Here is a 21,216-nt window from a genome sequence, read left to right as displayed (position 1 = left end):
CATGCAATTGATCTGGCTGCGCAGCGACTTGCGCCTACACGACAATAGCGCCCTGTCGGCCGCCGCCGAGCGAGGCCCGACGGTGGCGGTGTATCTGCTGAGCCCGGAGCAATGGCGCGCGCATGACGACGCGCCGTGCAAAGTGGATTTCTGGCTGCGCAACCTGCGCGAGTTGAGCCAGGCGCTGGGCAAGCTCAATATTCCCTTGCTGATCCGCAAGGCGCCGCACTGGGATGACGCGCCCAAGGTTGTGCTGGATCTGTGCCGACAATTGAAAGTCGGCGCGGTGCACGTCAACGAGGAATACGGCATCAACGAAACCCGGCGTGATCAGGCCGTGGGCCAGGTACTGAAGGCCGAGGGCATCGAATTTTTCAGCTACCTCGACCAACTGCTGTTCGCGCCAGGCAGCGTACTGACCAAGACCGGTACTTATTTCCAGGTGTTCAGTCAGTTCCGCAAAGTCTGCTACGACCGCCTGCGCCATTCACTGCCGAGGCGGGTAAGCGCACCGGGGATTCAAGCGCGGCTGGATATCGACAGCGATGAAATCCCGTCCGGTGTCGAAGGGTTCGCCACCCCCACGGACACGTTGAAAGCCCTCTGGCCCGCCGGTGAAGCCGAGGCCCGACGTCGTCTCGACACCTTTGCCGATGCGCAAATCGACTACTACCAGAGCGAACGGGATTTCCCGGCCAAGCCCGGCACCAGTCAACTCTCGGCCTATCTGGCGGCCGGGGTGATTTCCCCCCGCCAGTGTCTGCACGCGGCGCTGCAAAGCAATCAGGGTGAATTCGAAAGCGGCAAGGTCGGCGCCGTCACCTGGATCAACGAGCTGCTGTGGCGCGAGTTCTATAAACACATCCTGGTGGGTTATCCACGGGTCTCACGCCACCGCGCCTTCCGCCCGGAAACCGAAGCCCTGGCCTGGCGCGATGCCCCGGATGAACTGGCGGCGTGGAAAGAAGCCCGCACCGGCCTGCCGATCATCGACGCGGCCATGCGCCAATTACTGGAAACCGGCTGGATGCACAATCGCCTGCGCATGGTGGTGGCGATGTTCCTGACCAAGAACCTGTTGATCGACTGGCGTGAAGGCGAGCGTTTTTTCATGCAGCATTTGATTGATGGCGACCTGGCGGCGAACAACGGTGGCTGGCAGTGGAGCTCGTCCACCGGCACCGATTCCGCGCCCTACTTCCGCATCTTCAACCCGCTGAGCCAGTCGGAAAAATTCGACGCCGAAGGGGTTTTCATCAAGCACTGGCTGCCGGAACTGGCCGGGCTGAATAAAAAAGAAGTGCACAACCCGGACAATCTCGACGGTTTGTTCGGCGTTACCGACTACCCGTCGCCCATCGTTAATCTCGGTAAGTCTCGCGAGCGTGCCTTGGCCGCGTTCAAGAACCTGCCGTCGCGACAAAACGCCGGAGGTGGCCATGAGTGATTTTCTGCGGCGCTTTGCCCGGCAGTTTGCGGACTTGAACAAAGACAATCTGCAACGCCTCGATGAGTTGTACACCGACGATGTGCAGTTCACCGACCCGCTGCATGAAGTACAGGGCTTAAACCAGTTACGCAGCTATTTCGCCGAGCTGTATGCCAACGTCAGCGAACTGCGTTTCGATTTTCACAGCTTCGACCAGATCGCTGAAGGCGAAGGATATCTGCGCTGGGTCATGAGCTACCGCCATCCGCGCCTGGCCGGTGGCCAGTTGATTCGGGTCGACGGCTGCTCGCACCTGCTCTGGCATGACAAGGTTTATCGCCACCGGGATTATTTCGATGCCGGGGCGCTGCTTTACGAACATCTACCCGTATTGGGCCGGGCGATTGCCTGGCTGAAAAGGAGAATGGGATGAGCCTTACACCTCCACGGCGATATTGGTTGACGGGCGCCAGCAGCGGCATTGGTGCCGCACTGGCCGAAGAAATATTGAAAACCGGCGCGCATCTGGCGGTCAGTGCACGCTCGGTGGTGCCGCTCAAAATCCTCTCCCAGCGCTATCCGGGACAAGTGATGGTGGTGGCCGGCGACTTGACCAATAGCCAGACCGTACGTGAAATCGGCGAGCGGATCGCCGAAGACTGGGGCTCGCTGGACACGGTGATCCTCAACGCCGGCACCTGCGAATACGTCGATGCCAAGCAATTCGATGCGTCGATTGTCGAGCACGTGGTGCGCACCAACCTGCTTGCCAGCAGCTATTGCATCGAAGCCGCCCTGCCGTTACTGCGGGCGGGCATCGCGCCGCATCTGGTGGGTGTGGCCAGTTCGGTGACCTACCTGCCATTGCCACGCGCCGAAGCCTATGGCGCCTCCAAGGCCGGGTTGCGTTACCTGTTCGAATCCTTGCGCATCGACCTGGCGCCGGAAGGTATTGAAGTCACCGTGGTCAGCCCGGGGTTTGTCGACACGCCGCTGACCGAGAAAAACGATTTCCCGATGCCGCTCAGTTGGCCTGTGGATAAAGCCGCGCGGCACATCTTCGCCAAACTCAAGAATCGGCCATTGGAAATTGCCTTCCCGGCGCTGTTCATGGCCGCCCTGTGGCCACTGTCGAAAATGCCCAATCAGATAAAACTGGCGATCGGCAAGCGCATGGTGCGCAGCAACCCGCCGATCAAGGATCAACCGTGAACATCGCCATTATCGGCAGCGGTATCTCGGGCCTGACCAGCGCCTACCTGCTCAATCGCAGCCACGAGATCACCCTGTTCGAAGCCGGCGACTGGATCGGTGGGCATACCCACACGATCGAGGTGACTGTCGACGGCCAGCGTTACGCCGTGGACACCGGGTTCATTGTGTTCAACGACTGGACCTACCCGAATTTCATCCGCCTGCTGGAGCAACTCGGTGTGGGGTTCAAGCCGACCGAGATGAGTTTCTCGGTCACCGACCCGGATTCGGGTCTGGAATACAACGGCAACAACTTCAACAGCCTGTTCGCCCAGCGTCGCAACCTGTTGTCGCCGGGGTTCTGGAGCATGTTGCGCGACATCCTGCGCTTCAACAAAGAAGCCCTGCGCGATCTCGAAGAACAACGGATCGCCGCCGACACCACCCTCGATCAGTACCTGAAGGCCGGGGGCTACGGCGAGCGCTTTATCCTGCATTACATCGTGCCGATGGGCGCGGCGATCTGGTCGATGTCCATGGCCGACATGCTCGGTTTCCCGTTGCAGTTCTTCGTGCGGTTTTTCAAGCATCACGGGTTGTTGTCCGTCGGCAATCGTCCGCAGTGGTGTGTGATCGAGGGGGGTTCCAGCGCCTACATCGCGCCGCTGACCGCTTCCTTTAAAGAGAAGATTCGCCTCCAATGCCCAGTGACCCGCGTCGAACGCGAGGCCAACGGTGTGGTTATCCACAGCCCGGCCGGCAGCGAGCGCTTCGACAAAGTGGTGTTCGCCTGCCACAGCGATCAGGCCTTGAAGCTGTTGGCCGATCCCAGCGCTGCCGAACAGTCGATCCTCGGCGCCCTGCCCTACGCCGACAACGAAGTTGTGCTGCACACCGACACTCGCCTGCTGCCCAAGCAAAAACTCGCCTGGGCCAGTTGGAATTATCGACTCGGAAGCGCCGGGCACACGCGGGCCACCGTCACCTACGACATGAATATTCTGCAAGGCATCCAGAGCGAGACCACGTTCTGCGTCAGCCTCAACCAGAGCGCCGGCATCAGCCCGTTCAAGGTGCTCGCCAAATACACCTATGCCCATCCGCAATTCAGCCTCAAAGCCGTTGCCGCCCAGGAACGCTGGGAAGAGCTGAACGGTGCGCAGCACACGTATTATTGCGGCGCCTACTGGGCCAACGGCTTTCACGAAGACGGGGTGGTCAGTGCCTTGCGCGTTGCCCGGTCGCTGGGTGAAGCCTTGTGAACAGCGCCCTCTACAGCGGCTGGATCGCCCATCGGCGGTTTGCTCCGAGAGCCCATGAATTCCGCTACCGGATCGGCCTGCTGTACCTGGACCTCGACGAACAGCAAGCCGTGCTCGGTTTGTCACCGTTGTCGGGCAACAGCCGCTTCGCACCCTTTTCGTTTCGCGAAAGCGACTACCTGAAAGCCTTCACCGGCACCGGCCTGCGTTTAATCGACGCGGTGCGCCAGCAGGTCAGCCAGGTGATCGGCCATGAGCCCCAAGGCTCGATCTGCCTGCTGACCCAGGCCCGCAGTTGGGGCCTGGCGTTCAACCCGGTGAGTTTTTTCTATTGCCACGAAGCCGATGGCCAACTGGCGGCGATTCTCTGCGAAGTTACCAACACCCCGTGGCGCGAGCGTTATCACTACGTGTTGCCGGCCAAATCGGCCGAGGCGCGGCAAGGCCAACATCAGCATTTCGCCGTGGCCAAGGCGTTTCACGTGTCGCCGTTTCTGCCGCGGGACCTGGAATACCGCATGAGCTTCAGCCCCGCCGCGCACAAGCTGGGCGTGCACATGGCGGACTGGCAAGGCGAACTGAAACTGTTCGACGCCACGCTCAACCTGCAACGTGAATCGCTGGACCGCCACAGCCTGCACCGTTACTTGCGACGCTTCCCCTGGATGACCGCAAAAACCTGCCTGGCGATCTATTGGCAGGCCGTGCGACTGCTGCTCAAGCGCACACCCATTTTTGCTCATCAGGCTGCCGATGGCAGCTTCCAGACCGCCATCGATGTCCCTCAGGATCGCCGCCATGAAATCCTCTAGCGTTACGGCCAAAGCCAACCTGCTCAGCACCAACGGCTGGTCCGGCTCGCTGCTGCGCCGCGGCGTCTTGCGGCAACTGACGCACCTCAAACACGGGCAATTGGTGGTAATCGAGGATGGCGAACGGCAGGTCTTCGGCACGGCCGGCGGCCATCTACTGGGTGAGATTCATGTCCTTGATGCGGCGGTCTGGGGGCTGGTGGCGAGCAACGGTTCGATTGGTGCCGGCGAAGCATTCATCCACGGCTATTGGACCTCGCCAGACCTGACGGCAGTGGTCCGGGTGTTCGTCAGCAACCTTGAAGTGCTGGATGCACTGGAAGGTGGAATGGCCAAACTCGGCCGGCCGTTCGTGCAGGGCCTGCACTGGCTCAATCGCAATACGCGCAAGGGCTCGCAGAAGAATATCGCGGCTCATTACGACCTGGGCAATGACCTGTTCGAACAGTTTCTCGACCCGACGATGATGTATTCGGCGGCGCAATTTCTCAGCCCCGACGACACCCTGGAACAGGCGCAGCTGAACAAACTCGAACGGATTTGCCAGAAACTCGACCTCAAACCAAGCGATCACCTGCTGGAAATCGGCACCGGTTGGGGCAGCATGGCGCTCTACGCCGCGCAACATTACGGCTGCAAAGTCACCACCACCACGCTCTCAAAAGAGCAGTACGCCTTCACTGCACAACGGATCGAAGCCCTGGGTTTGCAAGATCAGGTGACGTTGCTGCTGTCGGATTACCGCGACCTCACCGGTCAGTACGACAAACTGGTTTCCATCGAGATGATCGAAGCGGTCGGCCATCGCTTCCTGCCGACCTATTTCAAGCAATGCGCACACCTGCTCAAAAGCAACGGCTTGATGCTGTTGCAGGCAATCACCATCCGCGAACAGCGCTACGAACAGGCCAAGACCAGTGTCGACTTTATCCAGCGCTACATCTTCCCCGGCGGTGCCTTGCCCTGTGTGCAGAAAATGCTGGAGATCGTCAGCCGCGACACTGACATGAACCTGCTGCACATGGAGGATTTCGGCCTGCACTACGCCCGGACCCTGCGCCTGTGGCATGAGAATTTTCGCCGCGCCCACGGTCGCTTGAGCGAATTGGGCTACGACGATTCATTCCTGCGGTTGTGGGAGTTTTACCTGTGCTACTGCGAGGGCGGCTTTCTGGAACGCACCATCGGCACCGCGCAATTGCTGCTCGCCAAGCCGGCGGCGATGCCGGCGCCCCTGCTCGGCCGATTCGATGCTTGAACGCCTGGCCAACGCTACGCTGTTTCAACTCGGCTGGTTCGCCTGCGTGGTGGGCGGCAACAGTCTGTGGCTGTTGGTGGCGTTGGCGGCGCTGGTGATTCATCTGCTGTGGATAAGTCGTTGGGCCGATGAAGGTCGGCTGATCCTCAGCGTGGTGTTGCTGGGCACCACGGTAGACAGTTCATTGCGCTGGCTGGGCGTGTTCGATTTCACCGACGTCGCACCGTTGATTCCGCTGTGGCTGATGCTGTTGTGGGCGCTACTGGCGACCACCTTGCGTCACTGCCTGATGTGGAGCGCCAACCCCTGGTGGTTGGCCAGCCTGTTGGGCGCGGTCGGCGGACCGCTGTCGTATTACGCCGGCAGCCGACTGGCCGGGGTGCATTTTCCCTACGGCCAACTGCCCACGTTGCTGGGCATCGGACTGCTCTGGGCGCTGCTGTTTCCTACGCTGCACTTCATGGCCCAGCGACTGGCGGCGGAACACCACGACTGAGCGTCCGTCAGGCCTTTCACACAGCAACGGCCCACTGCCTTACACTGCGCCCCATGAAAACCATACCCCACACGCAAATCGCCGATCCGGCGGTCACTTGCTCGACCTGCTCGGCCTGCTGCTGCCAGCTCGAAGTCATGCTGATCACCGAAACGGGCGTGCCCGAACGATTCATCGATACCGATGACTGGGGCGGGGAAGTCATGTTGCGTCTGGATGACGGCTGGTGCGCGGCGCTGGATCGCAACACGATGATGTGCACCATCTACGAAAAGCGTCCGCTGATTTGTCGGGAGTTCGAGACGGGCTCGCCGGAATGCATCGAAGAGCGGCAGGGGATTGTGTCGGTTTACCGGTAAAACTGTATTGACGCCATCGCGGGCAAGCCCCGCTCCTACAGGATTTCGTCGTTTTCATGATCGACACCAATCCTGTAGGAGCAAGGCTTGCCCGCGAAGCTTTTGACGTTACAACGGCATCGTGTAATGCAGCGCGTAGCTTTCCACGCCGTCGTTGTCACTGCTCAAACCGGCATTGGAATAGTGCGTCGCACGAATCCCGACTTCATGCCCGCCGGCAAAGCGCAGACCAAACCCGAAGCGGTCTTCGAATTGAAAAGCGCTGCCCAGTTTGTTGTCTTCAAGTTCGGTATGGGAAAACAGCGCCACACCAATCCCCGCCTCTATGTAAGGTTTGACGGTCTGGCCGGCAAACTCGTAAACAAACACCGGCGAGAACGACAGGCTGTTATTACTCGAGGTCTTGTCGCCTTCCCAATAGGTGTAGGCGCCACTCCAGTAACCGGTCAATCGACCGACGTCACTTTGCAGCCAGCTCTTGTCCCAATCGAATTGCATGCCCAACCGGTAGGTCATGGTCGAATCGCTGGTCTGACCGACCCCGAACTCCACGCCAGCCGCCTGTGCGGTCAAACTTTGCCCCATCAATGCGGCCGCAATCGCGGCCAAACAGAATAGTCGCTTCATTAGAAACATCCTTTTCCGAACGATTTCATGTGGTTTCTTTTTTGCTGCTCACAGACAGAGCTATAGAAGTCGACGTTTAATCAGAAGTTCACCCCAATTACTCGCTTGCCCCGGCTTTTTTTCTAGTACTTGAAGCTTTGCACAATGCCAGCCGAATTCCACAATACCGGCAGGATATTTCTGAAATGTTCCGGATCGGCACTCGTCCAGAATTGCGCGGCGCGAACAGGTCCATGGGCGAGCAATTCACGCTCGGCCAACAGACGTTGCAGTTGTCGCGCCACCGCGGCGCCCGTGTCGATCAGGCTGATATCCTCTGGGATCATCTGCCTAAGCAACGGCTTTAGAAAGGGGTAATGCGTGCAGCCGAGGATTATCGTATCGGCACCTGCGGCCAGCAGCGGCGCGACATAGCCGTGGAGCAGCTGGCGCAGGGTCGCGCTGTGCAGATCGCCGCTTTCAATCAGCTCCACCAGCCCGGGACAAGGCTGGGTGATCACCCGCACATCCGTGGCAAAGCGGTCGAGCAACGCGGCGAACTTGGCGCTCTGCAAGGTGCCGGTGGTGGCGAGGACGCCGACGACGCCACTGCGCGTAGCAGCGGCGGCCGGTTTGACCGCCGGCTCCATGCCGACGATGGGCCATTCGGGATAATCGCGGCGCAGATTGGCCACGCCGGCGACGGTGGCGGTGTTGCACGCCAGGACCAGGGCTTTGGCGCCCTGCTGCTGGAAAAAATCGGCGATGACACTGCAACGTTGCTGGATGAATTCCGGGGTTTTCTCGCCGTAGGGGATATTCCCGCAATCGGCGACGTACATCAGCGACTCGTTGGGCAGCAGACGCTGGATCTCGGCCAGCACCGAGAGCCCACCGACGCCGGAGTCGAACACGCCGATCGGCGCCTCACGCACGAGCAGTACCACAGACGCTGCAACCCGGATCACGCTTGACCCGCAATTCACGGAAGCGCGTGCCCAAGGCATCGATCAACAGCAAGCGCCCCACCAGCGGCTCGCCGAAACCGGCCAGCAACTTCAGGGCTTCGAGGGCTTGCAGGCTGCCGACCAGGCCCACCAGCGGGCCGATCACCCCGGCTTCGCTGCACGTCAGTTCGGCTTCGCTGCCGTGCCCGTACAAACAGTGGTAGCACGGGCTTTCCGGACGACGCGGGTCAAACACCGACAACTGCCCTTCCAGGCGAATTGCCGCGCCGCTGACCAGCGGTTTGCCAGCCACCACACACGCGGCGTTGACCGCTTCACGAGTGGAGAAATTGTCGGAGCAGTCCAGCACCAGATCCACCGCGGCCACCGCAGCAGCCAGGGAATCCTCGTCCAGCGCCGCACGATGGGCGACCAGTTGAATCTCGGGATTGATCGCGCTCAAACGGCGAATCGCCGAATCGACCTTGCTCACGCCGACGCTGTCGGTGTCGTGAATGATCTGGCGTTGCAGGTTGGTCAGGTCGACCGTGTCGAAGTCCGCCAGATGCAGCTCACCCACACCGGCCGCCGCCAGGTACAGCGCCACCGGCGAACCGAGGCCGCCGAGGCCGACGATCAGTACACGGCTTTGTTTGAGCCGCAATTGACCGTCGATGTCGACGTGCTGCAACAGAATCTGTCGGCTGTAGCGCAACAATTCCTGATCATTCAGCACGGCAGGCGCCCCAGGCTGATGCGTTCGTGACCGCCCAGGTCGGTGCGACTGTGGACTTGTTCAAAACCACGGGTCAGCAGCAAATCGCGCACCGCGTTGGCTTGATCGTAACCGTGTTCCAGCATCAACCAGCCACCGGCTTCAAGGTAATCCGGCGCCTGGGCGACGATCAAACGCAGGTCGTCGAGCCCATCGACACCGGCGACCAAGGCACTGGCCGGCTCGAAACGCACATCACCTTCCACCAGATGCGGATCGGCGGACGCGATGTACGGCGGGTTGCTGATGATCAGTTGAAAACGCTGGCCTTCCAGGGCGCTGAACCAATGGCTGCTCAGCACAGTGGCGTTGTTCAGGTGCAGACGCTGGCGATTGCGTTCGGCCAATGCCACGGCTTCGATCACGCGGTCCACCGCGGTGACTTTCCACGCCGGACGCTCACTGGCCAGGGCCAACGCAATCGCGCCGCTGCCGGTGCCGAGGTCGAGGACCTTGGCGGGTGTGGCAGGCAGCAATTCCAGTGCGGTTTCCACCAGCAACTCGGTGTCCGGTCGCGGAATCAGCGTGTGCGGTGCGACTTCCAGGTCAAGCTTCCAGAAACCTTGCTGGCCGAGGATGTAGGCCACCGGCTCACCACCGCGACGCCGTTGCAGGTAGCTGGCAAAGGTCAACGCCGCTTCGCTCGGCACGATGCGCTCGGGCCAGGTGTGCAGGAAGCTGCGGGACTTGCCCAAGGCAGCGGCCAGCAACAACTCGGCATCCAGGCGCGCCGTCGGCGAGTCGGGTAGATCGGCAGCACGCAACAAACTGGCAATGATCGTCATTTACTCACCTATCGCCGCCAATTGGTCGGCCTGGTATTCGGCCAACAACGGCTCGATCACGGCATCGACGCCCCCGGCGAGGATTTCGTCGAGGGAATACAGCGTCAGGTTGACCCGGTGGTCGGTGACCCGGCCCTGGGCAAAGTTGTAGGTGCGGATGCGCTCGGAGCGATCACCTGAACCCACCAGCAGTTTACGCTCGCTGGCGATGGCATTCGCCGCGGCAGTGGTCTGCTGGTCATTGAGCTTGGCCGACAGCCAGGACATCGCCCGGGCGCGGTTCTTGTGCTGGGAACGCTCTTCCTGGCACTCGACGACAATACCGGTCGGCAAGTGCGTGATGCGGATCGCCGAGTCGGTCTTGTTGACGTGCTGGCCGCCGGCCCCGGAGGACTTGTAGGTGTCGACGCGCAAGTCGGATGGGTTGATCTCGATGGCTTCCTGCTCGTCCGGCTCGGGCAACACGGCCACCGTGCACGCCGAGGTGTGGATGCGGCCCTGGGATTCGGTGGCCGGCACCCGTTGCACACGGTGCGCGCCGGATTCGAACTTCAGCTTGCCGTAGACACTGTCGCCTTCGACCCGAGCGATGACTTCTTTAAAGCCGCCGTGCTCGCCGATGTTCTCCGAGAGGATTTCCACCCGCCAGCCACGGCGCTCGGCGTAACGCGAATACATGCGAAACAGGTCGCCAGAGAAAATCGCCGCCTCGTCGCCGCCGGTGCCGGCACGGATTTCGAGGAACACGTTGCGTCCGTCGTTCGGATCCTTGGGCAGCAACATGCGTTGCAACCGGCCTTCGATTTCGATCAGCTGCTCTTTGGCTTCGCGCACTTCTTCCACGGCCATTTCGCGCATGTCCGGGTCGCTGTCCTTGAGCAGTGCCTGGGCGCCTTCGAGGTCGCCTTGCACTTTGAGCAGCTGTTTATAGGTTTCAACGATCGGTTCGACTTCCGCGTATTCCTTGGAATAGGCGCGGAATTTGGTCTGGTCGGAAATGACTTCGCCATCGCCAAGCAGAGCGGTCAATTCCTCGAAACGGTCCTGGAGGATGTCCAGCTTATTGAGCAGTGACGCTTTCATTGCGGTTTTTTATCCGAGCTATCCGACGAGCCCTCACCGAGGGCAAAGAGTTCCTGGGCCATGGCCAGCGCATCGAGGCGGCCTTCGGCAGTCAACTTTTTCAACTGCACGCTAGGGGCGTGCAGCAATTTGTTAGTCAGGCCGCGCGCCAGTTGCACCAGCACGTCTTCGGCGCTGCTGCCGTTGGCCAGCATACGCTGAGCCTTGAGCAATTCTTCGTCACGCATGCGTTCGCTTTGCTGACGATAGGCCTTGAGCACATCCACCGCCGCCAGTTCGCGCAGGCGCACCATGAAATCGTCGGCGCCGATCGCCACCATCTCTTCCGCCGCCTGGGCAGCGCCTTGGCGACTCTTGAGGTTTTCGGCGACCACTTCGTGGAGATCGTCGACGCTATAAAGGTAGACGTCGTCCAGCTCGCCGACTTCAGGCTCGATGTCCCGCGGGACGGCGATGTCGACCATGAAGATAGGTTTGTGCTTGCGCAACTTCAGGGCACTTTCCACCGCGCCTTTACCGAGGATCGGCAATTGGCTGGCGGTGGAGCTGATGACGATGTCGCTGCGCACCAGTTCGGCCGGGATGTCCGACAGTAATACCGCGTGGGCGCCGAACTGTTCGGCGAGGATGCTCGCGCGCTCCAGGGTGCGGTTGGCGACGACGATACGCTTTACACCCAACTCATGCAGATGGCGGGCGACCAGGGTGATGGTCTCGCCGGCGCCGATCAGCAAGGCCTGGCTGCGTTGCAAGTCACTGAAAATCTGCTTGGCCAGGCTGACGGCGGCAAACGCCACGGACACCGGGTTTTCGCCGATGGCGGTGTCGGTGCGCACCTGCTTGGCCGCGTTGAACGTCGCCTGGAACAACCGACCCAGCAGCGGACCGATGGTGCCGGCCTCACGCGCCACGGCGTAGGCCGACTTCATCTGGCCGAGAATCTGCGGTTCGCCCAACACCAGCGAATCGAGCCCGGAGGCGACGCGCATCATGTGACGAACTGCCGCATCATCTTCGTGCACATAAGCGCTCGCGCGCAGCTCTTCGAGGCTCAAATGATGATAATCGGCCAGCCAGCGCAGGATGATGTCCGCCGAAAGGTGGTCCTGCTCTATATAAAGCTCACTGCGATTGCAGGTGGAAAGGATCGCAGCTTCGCGGCTGTCGGTGAGTCGGCAGAGCTGTTGCAAGGCCTCCACCAACTGCTCAGGGGTAAAGGCCACGCGCTCGCGGACGTCTACTGAAGCAGTCTTGTGGTTAATACCGAGTGCAAGAAAGGCCATTCAAGGTCGCTGATGGTGACGTGAAGCCGGCAATTGTCCTACTTCGACACAGACAGAACAACTACCGCTGACTATTGTCCCAATCACTTGCCTCTATAAAGGCATCAATTGAGACTCGGTTATGTTTGGCCGAAGGCTTGTGTCATGATGATCCGACCGCAGGTTAGTCGTCCTTCTCCTATATGAATAGATCTTCCGCGTTGCTCCTCGCTTTTGTCTTCCTCAGCGGCTGCCAGGCTATGGCGCCCGTTTCGTCGGACGGCACGCCGCCGACTGAAGACAGCACTCCGGCCCCTGAAAAGCCCAAGGTCTACAGTTCCTTCAGCGAAGAAACCGTCTTCAGTCTGTTGAGTGCCGAACTGGCTGGCCAACGCAATCGTTTCGACATTGCGCTGGACAACTACGTGACCCAGGCCATCAACACCCAGGATCCGGGCATCTCCGAGCGGGCCTTCCGCATCGCCGAATACCTGGGCGCCGATCAGGCTGCCTTGGATACCGCGCTGATCTGGGCGAGAAACGCCCCGGACGACCTCGAAGCGCAACGGGCCGCCGCCGTGCAACTGGCGCGCGCAGGGCGTTATGACGACTCCATGGTCTATATGGAAAAAGTCCTGCTGGGCAAAGGCGACACGCATTTCGACTTTCTCGCCCTGTCTGCGGCTGACACCGATCAGGACACGCGCAACGGCCTGATGAAAAGTTTTGACCGTTTGTTGCAGCGTCATCCGAAGAACAGCCAGCTGATTTTCGGCAAGGCTTTGCTGATGCAACAGGACGGCGACTCGAAAGGCGCGCTGACCCTGCTGGAAGACAATCCGCCGGACGCCGGCGAAATCGCTCCGATCCTGCTGCGCGCGCGCCTGCTGCAAACGCTCAATCGTGGCGATGAAGCCCTGCCGCTGCTGCAAAAAAGCATCAAGAAATACCCGGACGACAAACGCCTGCGCCTGACTTACGCCCGCATGCTGGTCGAACAGGACCGCATGGATGATGCCAAGGTCGAGTTCTCCAGCCTGGTTCAGCAGTACCCGGAAGACGACGAGTTGCGTTATTCGTTGGCGCTGGTGTGCCTGGAAGCCAAGGCCTGGGACGAGGCCAAGGGTTACCTGGAAGACCTGATCGCCCGGGAAAGCCATGTCGACTCGGCGCACCTGAACCTCGGCCGGATCGCTGAAGAGCGCAACGACCCGCAAGGCGCACTGATCGAATACGCCCAGGTCGGCCCCGGCAACGATTACCTGCCGGCGCAATTGCGCCAGGCCGATATCCTGATGAACAACGGCAAGACCGCCGAGGCCCAGAGCAAACTGGTGGCCGAGCGCGACGCCCAACCTGACTACGCGATTCAGTTGTACCTGATCGAAGCCGAGACCCTGTCGGCCAACAACCAGGGCGACAAGGCCTGGGGTGTCCTGCAGAAAGCCTTGCTGCAATACCCGGACGATCTGAACCTGCTCTACACCCGGGCCATGCTCGCGGAAAAACGCAATGACCTGGCGCAGATGGAAAAAGACCTGCGCCTGATCATCAAGCGCGACCCGGACAATGCCATGGCGCTGAATGCCCTCGGCTATACCCTGTCCGACCGCACCACCCGTTATGAAGAAGCCAAGGCCCTGATCGAACACGCGCACAAGCTCAATCCGGAAGACCCGGCGGTCCTCGACAGCCTCGGCTGGGTGAATTTCCGCCTGGGCAATCTCGATGAAGCCGAGCGCTTGCTGCGCCAGGCCCTGGAGCGTTTCCCCGATCAGGAAGTCGCCGCTCACCTGGGCGAAGTCCTGTGGGCCAACGGCAAACAACGGGAAGCCAAGCAAATCTGGGGCAAGTTCCTCAAGGACCAACCCGACAGCCCTACCCTGCGCGGCACCATCAAGCGCCTGACCGGATCAGAGACTCTTTAAGATTATGTTTTTGCGCCACGTTATCGTTTTCAGCTTCATCGCCCTGCTCGCCGGTTGCGCGGGCTTCGGCGCTCGCGAGTCAGTCCAGGGCCAGGGCAACCCGGCTCAATGGAACGTGTACAAACAGCAGATGACCGCCCTCGACGGCTGGCAGATCAACGGCAAGATCGGCATTCGCGCGCCCAAGGATTCGGGGAGCGGCACGTTGTTCTGGCTGCAGCGACAGGATTACTACGACATCCGCCTCTCCGGCCCCCTGGGTCGCGGCGCTGCTCGCTTGACCGGTCGCCCGGGCAAAGTATCGCTGGAGGTCGCCAATCAGGGTCGCTACGACGCTACGACGCCAGAAGCACTGCTCGAAGAACAGCTGGGCTGGAAACTGCCGGTGTCCAATCTGGCCTGGTGGGTTCGCGGGCTCCCGGCCCCGGACAGCAAAAGTCGCCTGACTCTGGACGCCGACAGCCGCCTGGCCAATCTTGAACAGGATGGTTGGCAAGTCGAATACTTGAGTTATGCCGAAAAAAGCGGCTATTGGTTGCCCGAGCGGATCAAACTGCACGGCACCGACCTTGATGTCACGCTGGTGATCAAGGAATGGCAGCCACGCAAACTGGGGCAGTGAATATGACGGCTCCGCGCTTGACGCTGCCCTCGCCGGCCAAACTCAATCTGATGCTGCACATTCTGGGTCGCCGTGAAGACGGTTACCACGAGTTGCAGACGATTTTTCAGTTTCTCGATTATGGTGATGAAATCACCTTCGCCGTGCGCGATGACGGTGTGATTCGTTTGCACACTGAATTTGACGGCGTACCTCACGACAGCAATCTGATTGTTCGAGCGGCAAAAAAACTTCAGGAGCAATCCGGTTGTGCGCTCGGCATCGACATCTGGATCGAAAAAATACTGCCCATGGGTGGCGGCATTGGCGGCGGCAGTTCAAATGCCGCGACGACCTTGCTCGGCCTCAATCACCTGTGGCAGCTGGGCTGGGATGAGGATCGACTGGCCGTGCTGGGCCTGACGCTGGGCGCCGACGTCCCGGTTTTCGTCCGTGGCCACGCGGCTTTTGCCGAGGGTGTCGGGGAGAAACTGACCCCCGTAGACCCCGAAGAACCGTGGTATCTCGTGCTCGTACCGCAAGTATCTGTAAGTACAGCAGAAATTTTTTCAGATCCTTTGTTGACACGTAACTCTTCTCCCATTAAAGTGCGCCCCGTTCCCAAGGGAAACAGTCGAAATGACTGCTTGCCGGTAGTAGCAAGGCGTTATCCAGAGGTACGTAACGCATTGAATTTGTTAGGTAAATTTACCGAAGCAAAACTCACCGGCACTGGAAGTTGTGTGTTTGGGGGCTTCCCAAGCAAAGCTGAAGCTGATAAAGTCTCGGCCCTTCTTACAGAGACCCTTACAGGGTTTGTAGCAAAGGGAAGCAACGTTTCGATGTTGCATCGCAAGCTGCAAAAACTGCTCTAAAGGAATCGATTACTGGGTAATCGTTGCAACAGATACAGGGGCGTCGCCAAGCGGTAAGGCAGCAGGTTTTGATCCTGCCATGCGTTGGTTCGAATCCAGCCGCCCCTGCCATTTTCCTATACTCATCCAGGTTACCCTCAGCCTTCAGGTACTGCGCGTGTCCAAGATGATGGTCTTTACGGGGAACGCTAACCCCGATCTGGCTCGGCGTGTTGTACGTCAGCTGCATATCCCTCTCGGTGACATCTCTGTCGGTAAGTTTTCCGACGGCGAAATTACTGCCGAGATCAATGAAAACGTCCGCGGTAAAGATGTCTTCATTATTCAGCCGACTTGCGCTCCGACCAACGATAACCTGATGGAACTGGTAGTGATGGCTGATGCCTTCCGCCGCTCCTCGGCTACTCGTATCACTGCTGTTATTCCTTACTTTGGTTATGCCCGTCAGGATCGCCGTCCGCGTTCCGCACGTGTGGCTATCAGCGCGAAAGTCGTTGCTGACATGCTTACCGTAGTCGGCATCGATCGTGTTCTCACGGTTGATTTGCATGCTGACCAAATCCAGGGTTTCTTCGATATTCCGGTAGATAACATCTACGGCTCCCCGGTATTGGTGGATGACATTGAAGATCAGCGCTTCGAAAACCTGATGATCGTGTCCCCGGACATTGGTGGCGTCGTGCGTGCACGTGCTGTTGCCAAATCCTTGGGCGTGGATCTCGGGATCATCGACAAACGCCGTGAGAAAGCCAATCACTCTGAAGTGATGCATATCATCGGTGATGTCGAAGGGCGTACCTGTATTCTGGTCGATGACATGGTCGATACCGCCGGCACTTTGTGTCACGCGGCCAAGGCCCTGAAAGAGCATGGCGCTGCCAAGGTTTTCGCCTACTGCACACACCCTGTGCTGTCCGGTCGGGCGATCGAAAACATCGAAAATTCCATGCTGGACGAACTGGTGGTGACTAACACCATCCCGTTGTCCGCTGCTGCTCAAGCCTGCTCGCGTATCCGTCAACTGGATATCGCGCCGGTAGTTGCCGAGGCGGTCCGCCGCATCAGCAATGAAGAATCGATCAGCGCGATGTTCCGCTAAGGGCCCTGCCCTTCTCGAATGTCTCGTTGACGAAAAGCGCCCCGCCCCGGCATTCCTGTCGGGGCGGGGCTTTTTTGCCCATATCGCCTTTAGCGCTGGTCGCAACCGCTGGGGCGAATGTGGTTATTTTGGAGATACAACATGAACGATTTTACTCTGAATGCTGAAGTGCGTTCCGACCTGGGGAAAGGTGCGAGCCGCCGCCTGCGTCGTCTCGCAAGCCTGGTACCAGCTGTAGTTTACGGTGGCGAAAAAGCCCCTGAATCCATCAGCATGCTGGCTAAAGAAGTTGCCAAACTGCTCGAAAACGAAGCGGCTTACAGCCACATCATCGAGCTGAACGTTGGCGGCACCAAGCAAAACGTAATCATCAAAGCCCTGCAGCGTCACCCGGCCAAAGGCCACGTGTTGCACGCTGACTTCGTACGCGTCGTAGCTGGCCAGAAACTGACCGCTATCGTGCCTGTACACTTTGTTGGTGAAGAAGCTCCGATCAAGAAAGGCGGCGAAGTTTCGCACGTTGTTTCGGAAATCGAAGTGACCTGTCTGCCAAAAGACCTGCCTGAATTCATCGAAGTCGACCTGGCTGACGCCGAAATCGGCGCGATCATTCACTTGTCCGACCTCAAAGCCCCTAAAGGCGTTGAGTTTGTTGCTCTGGCACACGGCGATGACAAGGCTGTTGCCAACGTCCACGCTCCACGTGTTGCTCCAGAAGCTACCGAAGAAGGCGCAGCAGAGTAATTCACTCTGTGAAGCCGGAGTGATCAAGTAACATCGCGGACTGGAACGTAGCGAGAAAGCGGGCGAGAACGCGGAGTTTACATAATGGTAAATGAGCACTTGTCGTCCACTTTCGCCGCACTCCCTGATTGCGGCGATGTTATCCACCACTCCAAGGAAGGGCCCCTATCGTGACTGCCATCAAACTGATCGTTGGCCTGGGAAATCCAGGCGCTGAATACGAACAGACCCGGCATAACGCAGGGGCCCTTTTTGTTGAGCGCATCGCGAACGCGCAAGGCGTAAACCTTGTGGCCGATCGCAAATATTTCGGCCTGACCGGGCGTTATTCGCACCAGGGTCAGGATGTTCGTCTGCTGATTCCCACCACGTACATGAACCGTAGCGGCCAGGCCGTGGCGGCACTCGCCGGTTTCTTCCGCATCACGCCTGAAGAAATCCTCGTGGCGCATGACGAACTCGATTTGCCTCCGGGCGTTGCCAAGCTCAAGCAGGGCGGCGGCCATGGCGGTCACAACGGGTTGCGCGACATCATCGCGCAACTGGGCAATCAGAATACCTTTCATCGCTTGCGGCTTGGCATTGGCCACCCGGGCGTTGCCAGTATGGTTTCAAATTTCGTCCTGGGTCGTGCGCCACGCGCCGAACAGGAAAAACTCGATGCCAGCATCGACTTTGCCCTCGGCGTGCTGCCGGATATCCTCGCCGGGGAATGGAACCGCGCGATGAAAAACCTGCACAGCCAGAAGGCCTGACTCTAATCCGAGGGGATACACCATGGGATTCAATTGCGGCATCGTCGGCCTGCCTAACGTCGGCAAGTCCACCCTGTTCAACGCCTTGACCAAATCCGGGATCGCGGCCGAGAACTTCCCCTTCTGCACCATCGAGCCGAACACCGGTATCGTACCGATGCCGGATCCACGTCTGGAAGCCCTGGCAGCCATCGTCAATCCGAAGCGCATCCTGCCGACCACCATGGAATTCGTCGACATCGCAGGCCTGGTGGCTGGCGCGTCGAAAGGTGAAGGCCTGGGCAACAAGTTCCTCGCCAACATCCGTGAAACCGATGCCATCGCCCACGTGGTCCGCTGCTTCGAAGACGAGAACGTGATTCACGTCTCCAACAGCGTCGACCCGAAACGCGACATCGAGATCATCGACCTGGAACTGATCTTCGCTGACCTCGACAGCTGCGAGAAGCAACTGCAGAAAGTCGCGCGCAACGCCAAGGGCGGCGACAAGGATGCAGTGGTCCAGAAAGGCCTGCTGGAGCAGTTGATCGCTCACTTCACCCTCGGCAAGCCTGCGCGCACCTTGATGAAGACCATGAACGCCGACGACAAAGCGGTGATTCGCGGTTTCCACCTGCTGACCACCAAGCCGGTCATGTACATCGCCAACGTCGCTGAAGACGGTTTCGAGAACAACCCGCTGCTGGACATCGTCAAGGCCATCGCCGAAGAAGAAGGCGCCATGGTGGTTCCGGTCTGCAACAAGATCGAAGCCGAAATCGCCGAGCTGGACGACGGTGAAGAGAAAGACATGTTCCTCGAAGCCCTGGGCCTCGAAGAGCCTGGCCTGAACCGCGTGATCCGCGCCGGCTACGAGATGCTGCACCTGCAGACCTACTTCACCGCCGGTGTCGAAGAAGTCCGCGCCTGGACCGTGCGCGTCGGTGCCACCGCACCACAAGCCGCTGGCGTGATCCACACCGACTTCGAAAAAGGCTTCATCCGCGCCGAAGTCATCGCCTACGACGACTTCATCCAGTACAAGGGCGAAGCCGGCACCAAAGAAGCCGGGAAATGGCGTCTGGAAGGCAAGGACTACATCGTCAAAGATGGCGACGTGATGCACTTCCGTTTCAACGTTTAACGGTGACCGTGGTTTAACACGGACTCGATAGACTGAAAAATCCCCGTGATCATTCGATGACACGGGGATTTTTTTCGCCTGAAGATCGGCATTTCTCTCCGTAGCAACACGAAACCAGTGGCTCGATTGCCCACCTAAATGTCATTGCATTTGCAATCACATTGACGCGTGCAGTATGGTGCAACGACGACGGCCCGCACGGAGCGACTTGAAATATGATCGGTTTTTCCAGTTTCAGCACGACCCGGGAGACCGGCCTGGCCGCCCAGGCCTGCATCGAAAAAATTCAGGTGCTCGCCGATCAGTCCTATGCAGAATGCACTTCACCGCTCTACACCATGATCGACATTGCCGATCGCCTGGAAGGAGATCCGCATACGGCGAAGAATGTCTGGGTGGTGCGCGCCAACCAGACACTGGCGGCTGAAACAGCGCACACACGCATCAGCGCCTGGCCATTACGCTTCAGCCCACAGGCCTGCGCCAGCGAAAAACCTATGTTGTATCTGACCAGTTCCGCGACATCGGCAGAGCTTTGCGCAGTGTCGAGCGAATCGGCTCAGCGCGGGATTGTCTGCAACGACATTGAAACGCTGTCCACGGTTTGGCCAAAGGGCGCTCACCCCTGGGTTCCTCTGTGGCTGGCCGCAAACCCGCAATGTTTGCCATTCGACCCCGCCAGTGGCGCCGAGGCCCGCGCCATAGCCATTGCTGCTTTGCGAAGCCTGTATGTCGAGGGCAGCCATGGCTTTTATTACATGGCGCTGCACGATGAAGCCACTGACTTCACCGGTCCCATGAGCAGCCAAAGCGCGAGCCAGGCACTCAAAGGCATGTACAAAATCTGCGAAATCGAGGGCAACGCCGGGCAGCCCAAGGTGCGCCTGCTGGGCGCGGGGCTTGCCCTGCGCGCGGTGATTTCAGCGGCGCGAATGCTGCGCGAGGATTGGGGCGTGGCCAGCGAACTGTGGAGTTGCCCCAGCTACACACGCCTGGCGAGGGATGCCGATAGCGCACAACGCTGGAGTCGAATGCATCCGGGCGTGCCCCGGCGCTCCTCGCATCTGTGCGAATGCCTGAATGCCGAGGATTCCCCAGTCATTGCAGTGACTGGTTATGCACAGCATGTGGCCGAGCAGATCGGTGCGCACATCACCTCGCGTTTCGTGGCGCTCGGTGCCGACTCGACCGTCTGCCTGCCGGCCGAACCGACGTCGGGCCAAACGGTGGATAAACGCTGGATTGTCACCTTGGCGCTGCAAGCCCTGGCCCGGGAAGACAAGGTCCCCCAAGCGTTTGTCGAGCAGGCGATGCAGCGTTATCAGTTGCAATGAACCCTACAGCCTTACCCCGTCCGAGCACTGTTTCGAGCGGCACTGGCCGCGCGTTCCAGGGCTTCACTGAAGAAGCGTTGTTGCGCATCGTCGAATTGCGCCAGAAACAACTCATCGACGGCGCCTTCGTAAATCAGCCACATCTTTTTGCGCAACACTTTGCCGCTCTCGGTGATGGCGGCATAGGCACCCCGGCCGTCATCGCTGGCACGGCTGCGCTCGACCAGACCCTCCGCCTCAAGACGATCGATCAGACGTGTGAGGTTGTAGCGTTCGATGGCCATTACATCGGCCAGTTCATTCATGCGTCGGGTGCCATTGGGGCCGCTTTCCAAGCCCCACAACGCATCGTACCAAGCGTAAACAGGGAGCCCGGCCGCGGCCAGGCGGCGCTCGATTTCCCGTATCAGGCACCGATGCGCCCTGACGAATCTGAACCAGGTATCCGGCTCGGTTGAAGACATGCTGCACCCTTCCAATGAAATCGAT

The 21,216-nt window shown here is 59.6% G+C and carries 23 protein-coding genes and 1 tRNA gene; 17 read left to right on the top strand and 7 right to left on the bottom strand.

The genetic code is table 11. The annotated features are described in order from the left end of the window. The first annotated feature begins 1 nt into the window (after position 1). The 8 genes from phrB to HKK53_RS25770 are packed head-to-tail and all read left to right on the top strand — an operon-like array spanning position 2 to position 6,810. Entirely contained in the window at positions 2-1,447 is a 1,446-nt protein-coding gene (phrB, locus tag HKK53_RS25805) for a deoxyribodipyrimidine photo-lyase (RefSeq protein ID WP_169373105.1), read from the top strand. Further along, positions 1,440-1,862 carry a nuclear transport factor 2 family protein gene (locus HKK53_RS25800; protein WP_169373104.1) on the top strand — a complete coding sequence of 141 codons (423 nt, stop codon included), beginning with the start codon at positions 1,440-1,442 and terminating at the stop codon, positions 1,860-1,862. The genes phrB and HKK53_RS25800 overlap by 8 nt, the downstream gene beginning before the upstream one ends. Then, a complete protein-coding gene (locus HKK53_RS25795; protein WP_169373103.1) occupies positions 1,859-2,641 on the top strand; it encodes an SDR family NAD(P)-dependent oxidoreductase in 783 nt (260 codons plus the stop codon). The genes HKK53_RS25800 and HKK53_RS25795 overlap by 4 nt, the downstream gene beginning before the upstream one ends. Beyond that, positions 2,638-3,885 (top strand): NAD(P)/FAD-dependent oxidoreductase, encoded by a 1,248-nt coding sequence (locus tag HKK53_RS25790; protein ID WP_169373102.1) that lies wholly within the window; start codon positions 2,638-2,640, stop codon positions 3,883-3,885. The genes HKK53_RS25795 and HKK53_RS25790 overlap by 4 nt, the downstream gene beginning before the upstream one ends. After that, positions 3,882-4,697, top strand: coding sequence for a DUF1365 domain-containing protein (locus tag HKK53_RS25785; protein WP_169373101.1), 816 nt, complete (start codon positions 3,882-3,884; stop codon positions 4,695-4,697). The genes HKK53_RS25790 and HKK53_RS25785 overlap by 4 nt, the downstream gene beginning before the upstream one ends. Next, entirely contained in the window at positions 4,684-5,955 is a 1,272-nt protein-coding gene (locus tag HKK53_RS25780) for an SAM-dependent methyltransferase (RefSeq protein ID WP_169373100.1), read from the top strand. Before HKK53_RS25785 ends, HKK53_RS25780 begins: the two co-directional genes overlap by 14 nt. After that, on the top strand, positions 5,948-6,451 hold the full coding sequence (locus HKK53_RS25775) for a DUF2878 domain-containing protein (protein ID WP_169373099.1): 504 nt from the start codon (positions 5,948-5,950) through the stop codon (positions 6,449-6,451). Before HKK53_RS25780 ends, HKK53_RS25775 begins: the two co-directional genes overlap by 8 nt. Before the next feature lie 53 nt (positions 6,452-6,504). Then, on the top strand, positions 6,505-6,810 hold the full coding sequence (locus HKK53_RS25770; protein ID WP_169373098.1) for a YkgJ family cysteine cluster protein: 306 nt from the start codon (positions 6,505-6,507) through the stop codon (positions 6,808-6,810). 108 nt (positions 6,811-6,918) lie between these two features. Here HKK53_RS25770 and HKK53_RS25765 read toward each other — a convergent pair whose 3' ends face one another. The 6 genes from HKK53_RS25765 to hemA all read right to left on the bottom strand — a co-directional run bounded on the left by HKK53_RS25765 (position 6,919) and on the right by hemA (position 12,289). After that, positions 6,919-7,437 carry an acyloxyacyl hydrolase gene (locus HKK53_RS25765; protein ID WP_169373097.1) on the bottom strand — a complete coding sequence of 173 codons (519 nt, stop codon included), beginning with the start codon at positions 7,435-7,437 and terminating at the stop codon, positions 6,919-6,921. Between the two features lie 122 nt (positions 7,438-7,559). Further along, positions 7,560-8,351 carry a glutamate racemase gene (murI, locus tag HKK53_RS25760; protein WP_169373096.1) on the bottom strand — a complete coding sequence of 264 codons (792 nt, stop codon included), beginning with the start codon at positions 8,349-8,351 and terminating at the stop codon, positions 7,560-7,562. Then, on the bottom strand, positions 8,344-9,099 hold the full coding sequence (locus tag HKK53_RS25755) for a molybdopterin-synthase adenylyltransferase MoeB (protein ID WP_169373095.1): 756 nt from the start codon (positions 9,097-9,099) through the stop codon (positions 8,344-8,346). Before HKK53_RS25755 ends, murI begins: the two co-directional genes overlap by 8 nt. Further along, the gene (gene prmC / locus HKK53_RS25750) at positions 9,093-9,923 is read right to left on the bottom strand and encodes a peptide chain release factor N(5)-glutamine methyltransferase (RefSeq protein ID WP_169373094.1); all 831 of its coding nucleotides are present in this window, start codon (positions 9,921-9,923) and stop codon (positions 9,093-9,095) included. The genes HKK53_RS25755 and prmC overlap by 7 nt, the downstream gene beginning before the upstream one ends. Next, entirely contained in the window at positions 9,924-11,006 is a 1,083-nt protein-coding gene (prfA, locus tag HKK53_RS25745) for a peptide chain release factor 1 (RefSeq protein WP_169373093.1), read from the bottom strand. It lies immediately after the preceding gene. Continuing rightward, positions 11,003-12,289: a glutamyl-tRNA reductase gene (hemA, locus tag HKK53_RS25740; protein ID WP_169373092.1), complete on the bottom strand. Its 1,287-nt coding sequence runs from the start codon at positions 12,287-12,289 to the stop codon at positions 11,003-11,005. Before hemA ends, prfA begins: the two co-directional genes overlap by 4 nt. A gap of 182 nt (positions 12,290-12,471) precedes the next feature. Between hemA and HKK53_RS25735 the strand changes: the two genes are divergently transcribed. From HKK53_RS25735 to HKK53_RS25695, 9 genes are all read left to right on the top strand, one after another. Further along, positions 12,472-14,196 (top strand): tetratricopeptide repeat protein, encoded by a 1,725-nt coding sequence (locus HKK53_RS25735; RefSeq protein ID WP_169373091.1) that lies wholly within the window; start codon positions 12,472-12,474, stop codon positions 14,194-14,196. A gap of 4 nt (positions 14,197-14,200) precedes the next feature. Then, positions 14,201-14,818 (top strand): lipoprotein insertase outer membrane protein LolB, encoded by a 618-nt coding sequence (lolB, locus tag HKK53_RS25730; protein WP_169373090.1) that lies wholly within the window; start codon positions 14,201-14,203, stop codon positions 14,816-14,818. Positions 14,819-14,820: 2 nt separating this feature from the next. Beyond that, positions 14,821-15,672: a 4-(cytidine 5'-diphospho)-2-C-methyl-D-erythritol kinase gene (gene ispE / locus HKK53_RS25725; RefSeq protein ID WP_169374294.1), complete on the top strand. Its 852-nt coding sequence runs from the start codon at positions 14,821-14,823 to the stop codon at positions 15,670-15,672. 36 nt (positions 15,673-15,708) lie between these two features. Beyond that, positions 15,709-15,783, top strand: a tRNA-Gln gene (locus tag HKK53_RS25720). A 46-nt stretch (positions 15,784-15,829) separates the two neighbouring features. Then, positions 15,830-16,771: a ribose-phosphate pyrophosphokinase gene (locus HKK53_RS25715; protein WP_003208392.1), complete on the top strand. Its 942-nt coding sequence runs from the start codon at positions 15,830-15,832 to the stop codon at positions 16,769-16,771. 141 nt (positions 16,772-16,912) lie between these two features. Then, positions 16,913-17,515, top strand: a complete 603-nt coding sequence (locus HKK53_RS25710; protein ID WP_169374293.1) for a 50S ribosomal protein L25/general stress protein Ctc — start codon at positions 16,913-16,915, stop codon at positions 17,513-17,515. A gap of 170 nt (positions 17,516-17,685) precedes the next feature. Continuing rightward, entirely contained in the window at positions 17,686-18,270 is a 585-nt protein-coding gene (gene pth / locus HKK53_RS25705; protein ID WP_008153430.1) for an aminoacyl-tRNA hydrolase, read from the top strand. Positions 18,271-18,292: 22 nt separating this feature from the next. Then, the gene (ychF, locus tag HKK53_RS25700; RefSeq protein ID WP_133840247.1) at positions 18,293-19,393 is read left to right on the top strand and encodes a redox-regulated ATPase YchF; all 1,101 of its coding nucleotides are present in this window, start codon (positions 18,293-18,295) and stop codon (positions 19,391-19,393) included. Between the two features lie 215 nt (positions 19,394-19,608). Further along, positions 19,609-20,727 (top strand): transketolase-like TK C-terminal-containing protein, encoded by a 1,119-nt coding sequence (locus HKK53_RS25695; protein ID WP_169373089.1) that lies wholly within the window; start codon positions 19,609-19,611, stop codon positions 20,725-20,727. Positions 20,728-20,738: 11 nt separating this feature from the next. Here the strand turns inward: HKK53_RS25695 and HKK53_RS25690 are convergent, their stop codons facing one another. Next, positions 20,739-21,191, bottom strand: a complete 453-nt coding sequence (locus HKK53_RS25690) for a MarR family winged helix-turn-helix transcriptional regulator (RefSeq protein WP_169373088.1) — start codon at positions 21,189-21,191, stop codon at positions 20,739-20,741. Positions 21,192-21,216: the final 25 nt, after the last annotated feature.

It is taken from the genome of Pseudomonas sp. ADAK7 (assembly GCF_012935675.1).
Classification (GTDB): Bacteria; Pseudomonadota; Gammaproteobacteria; order Pseudomonadales; family Pseudomonadaceae; genus Aquipseudomonas.
This window is presented reverse-complemented; position numbering and strand designations above follow the sequence as displayed.

What these genes read in the sequence shown, in the direction of transcription:
- phrB (WP_169373105.1), top strand. Translation starts at nt 2, where the DNA reads ATGCAATTGATCTGGCTGCGCAGCGACTTGCGCCTACACGACAATAGC.
- HKK53_RS25800 (WP_169373104.1), top strand. Translation starts at nt 1,440, where the DNA reads ATGAGTGATTTTCTGCGGCGCTTTGCCCGGCAGTTTGCGGACTTGAAC.
- HKK53_RS25795 (WP_169373103.1), top strand. Translation starts at nt 1,859, where the DNA reads ATGAGCCTTACACCTCCACGGCGATATTGGTTGACGGGCGCCAGCAGC.
- HKK53_RS25780 (WP_169373100.1), top strand. Translation starts at nt 4,684, where the DNA reads ATGAAATCCTCTAGCGTTACGGCCAAAGCCAACCTGCTCAGCACCAAC.
- HKK53_RS25775 (WP_169373099.1), top strand. Translation starts at nt 5,948, where the DNA reads ATGCTTGAACGCCTGGCCAACGCTACGCTGTTTCAACTCGGCTGGTTC.
- HKK53_RS25770 (WP_169373098.1), top strand. Translation starts at nt 6,505, where the DNA reads ATGAAAACCATACCCCACACGCAAATCGCCGATCCGGCGGTCACTTGC.
- HKK53_RS25765 (WP_169373097.1), bottom strand. Translation starts at nt 7,437, where the DNA reads ATGAAGCGACTATTCTGTTTGGCCGCGATTGCGGCCGCATTGATGGGG.
- prmC (WP_169373094.1), bottom strand. Translation starts at nt 9,923, where the DNA reads ATGACGATCATTGCCAGTTTGTTGCGTGCTGCCGATCTACCCGACTCG.
- prfA (WP_169373093.1), bottom strand. Translation starts at nt 11,006, where the DNA reads ATGAAAGCGTCACTGCTCAATAAGCTGGACATCCTCCAGGACCGTTTC.
- hemA (WP_169373092.1), bottom strand. Translation starts at nt 12,289, where the DNA reads ATGGCCTTTCTTGCACTCGGTATTAACCACAAGACTGCTTCAGTAGAC.
- HKK53_RS25735 (WP_169373091.1), top strand. Translation starts at nt 12,472, where the DNA reads ATGAATAGATCTTCCGCGTTGCTCCTCGCTTTTGTCTTCCTCAGCGGC.
- lolB (WP_169373090.1), top strand. Translation starts at nt 14,201, where the DNA reads ATGTTTTTGCGCCACGTTATCGTTTTCAGCTTCATCGCCCTGCTCGCC.
- ispE (WP_169374294.1), top strand. Translation starts at nt 14,821, where the DNA reads ATGACGGCTCCGCGCTTGACGCTGCCCTCGCCGGCCAAACTCAATCTG.
- HKK53_RS25710 (WP_169374293.1), top strand. Translation starts at nt 16,913, where the DNA reads ATGAACGATTTTACTCTGAATGCTGAAGTGCGTTCCGACCTGGGGAAA.
- ychF (WP_133840247.1), top strand. Translation starts at nt 18,293, where the DNA reads ATGGGATTCAATTGCGGCATCGTCGGCCTGCCTAACGTCGGCAAGTCC.
- HKK53_RS25695 (WP_169373089.1), top strand. Translation starts at nt 19,609, where the DNA reads ATGATCGGTTTTTCCAGTTTCAGCACGACCCGGGAGACCGGCCTGGCC.
- HKK53_RS25690 (WP_169373088.1), bottom strand. Translation starts at nt 21,191, where the DNA reads ATGTCTTCAACCGAGCCGGATACCTGGTTCAGATTCGTCAGGGCGCAT.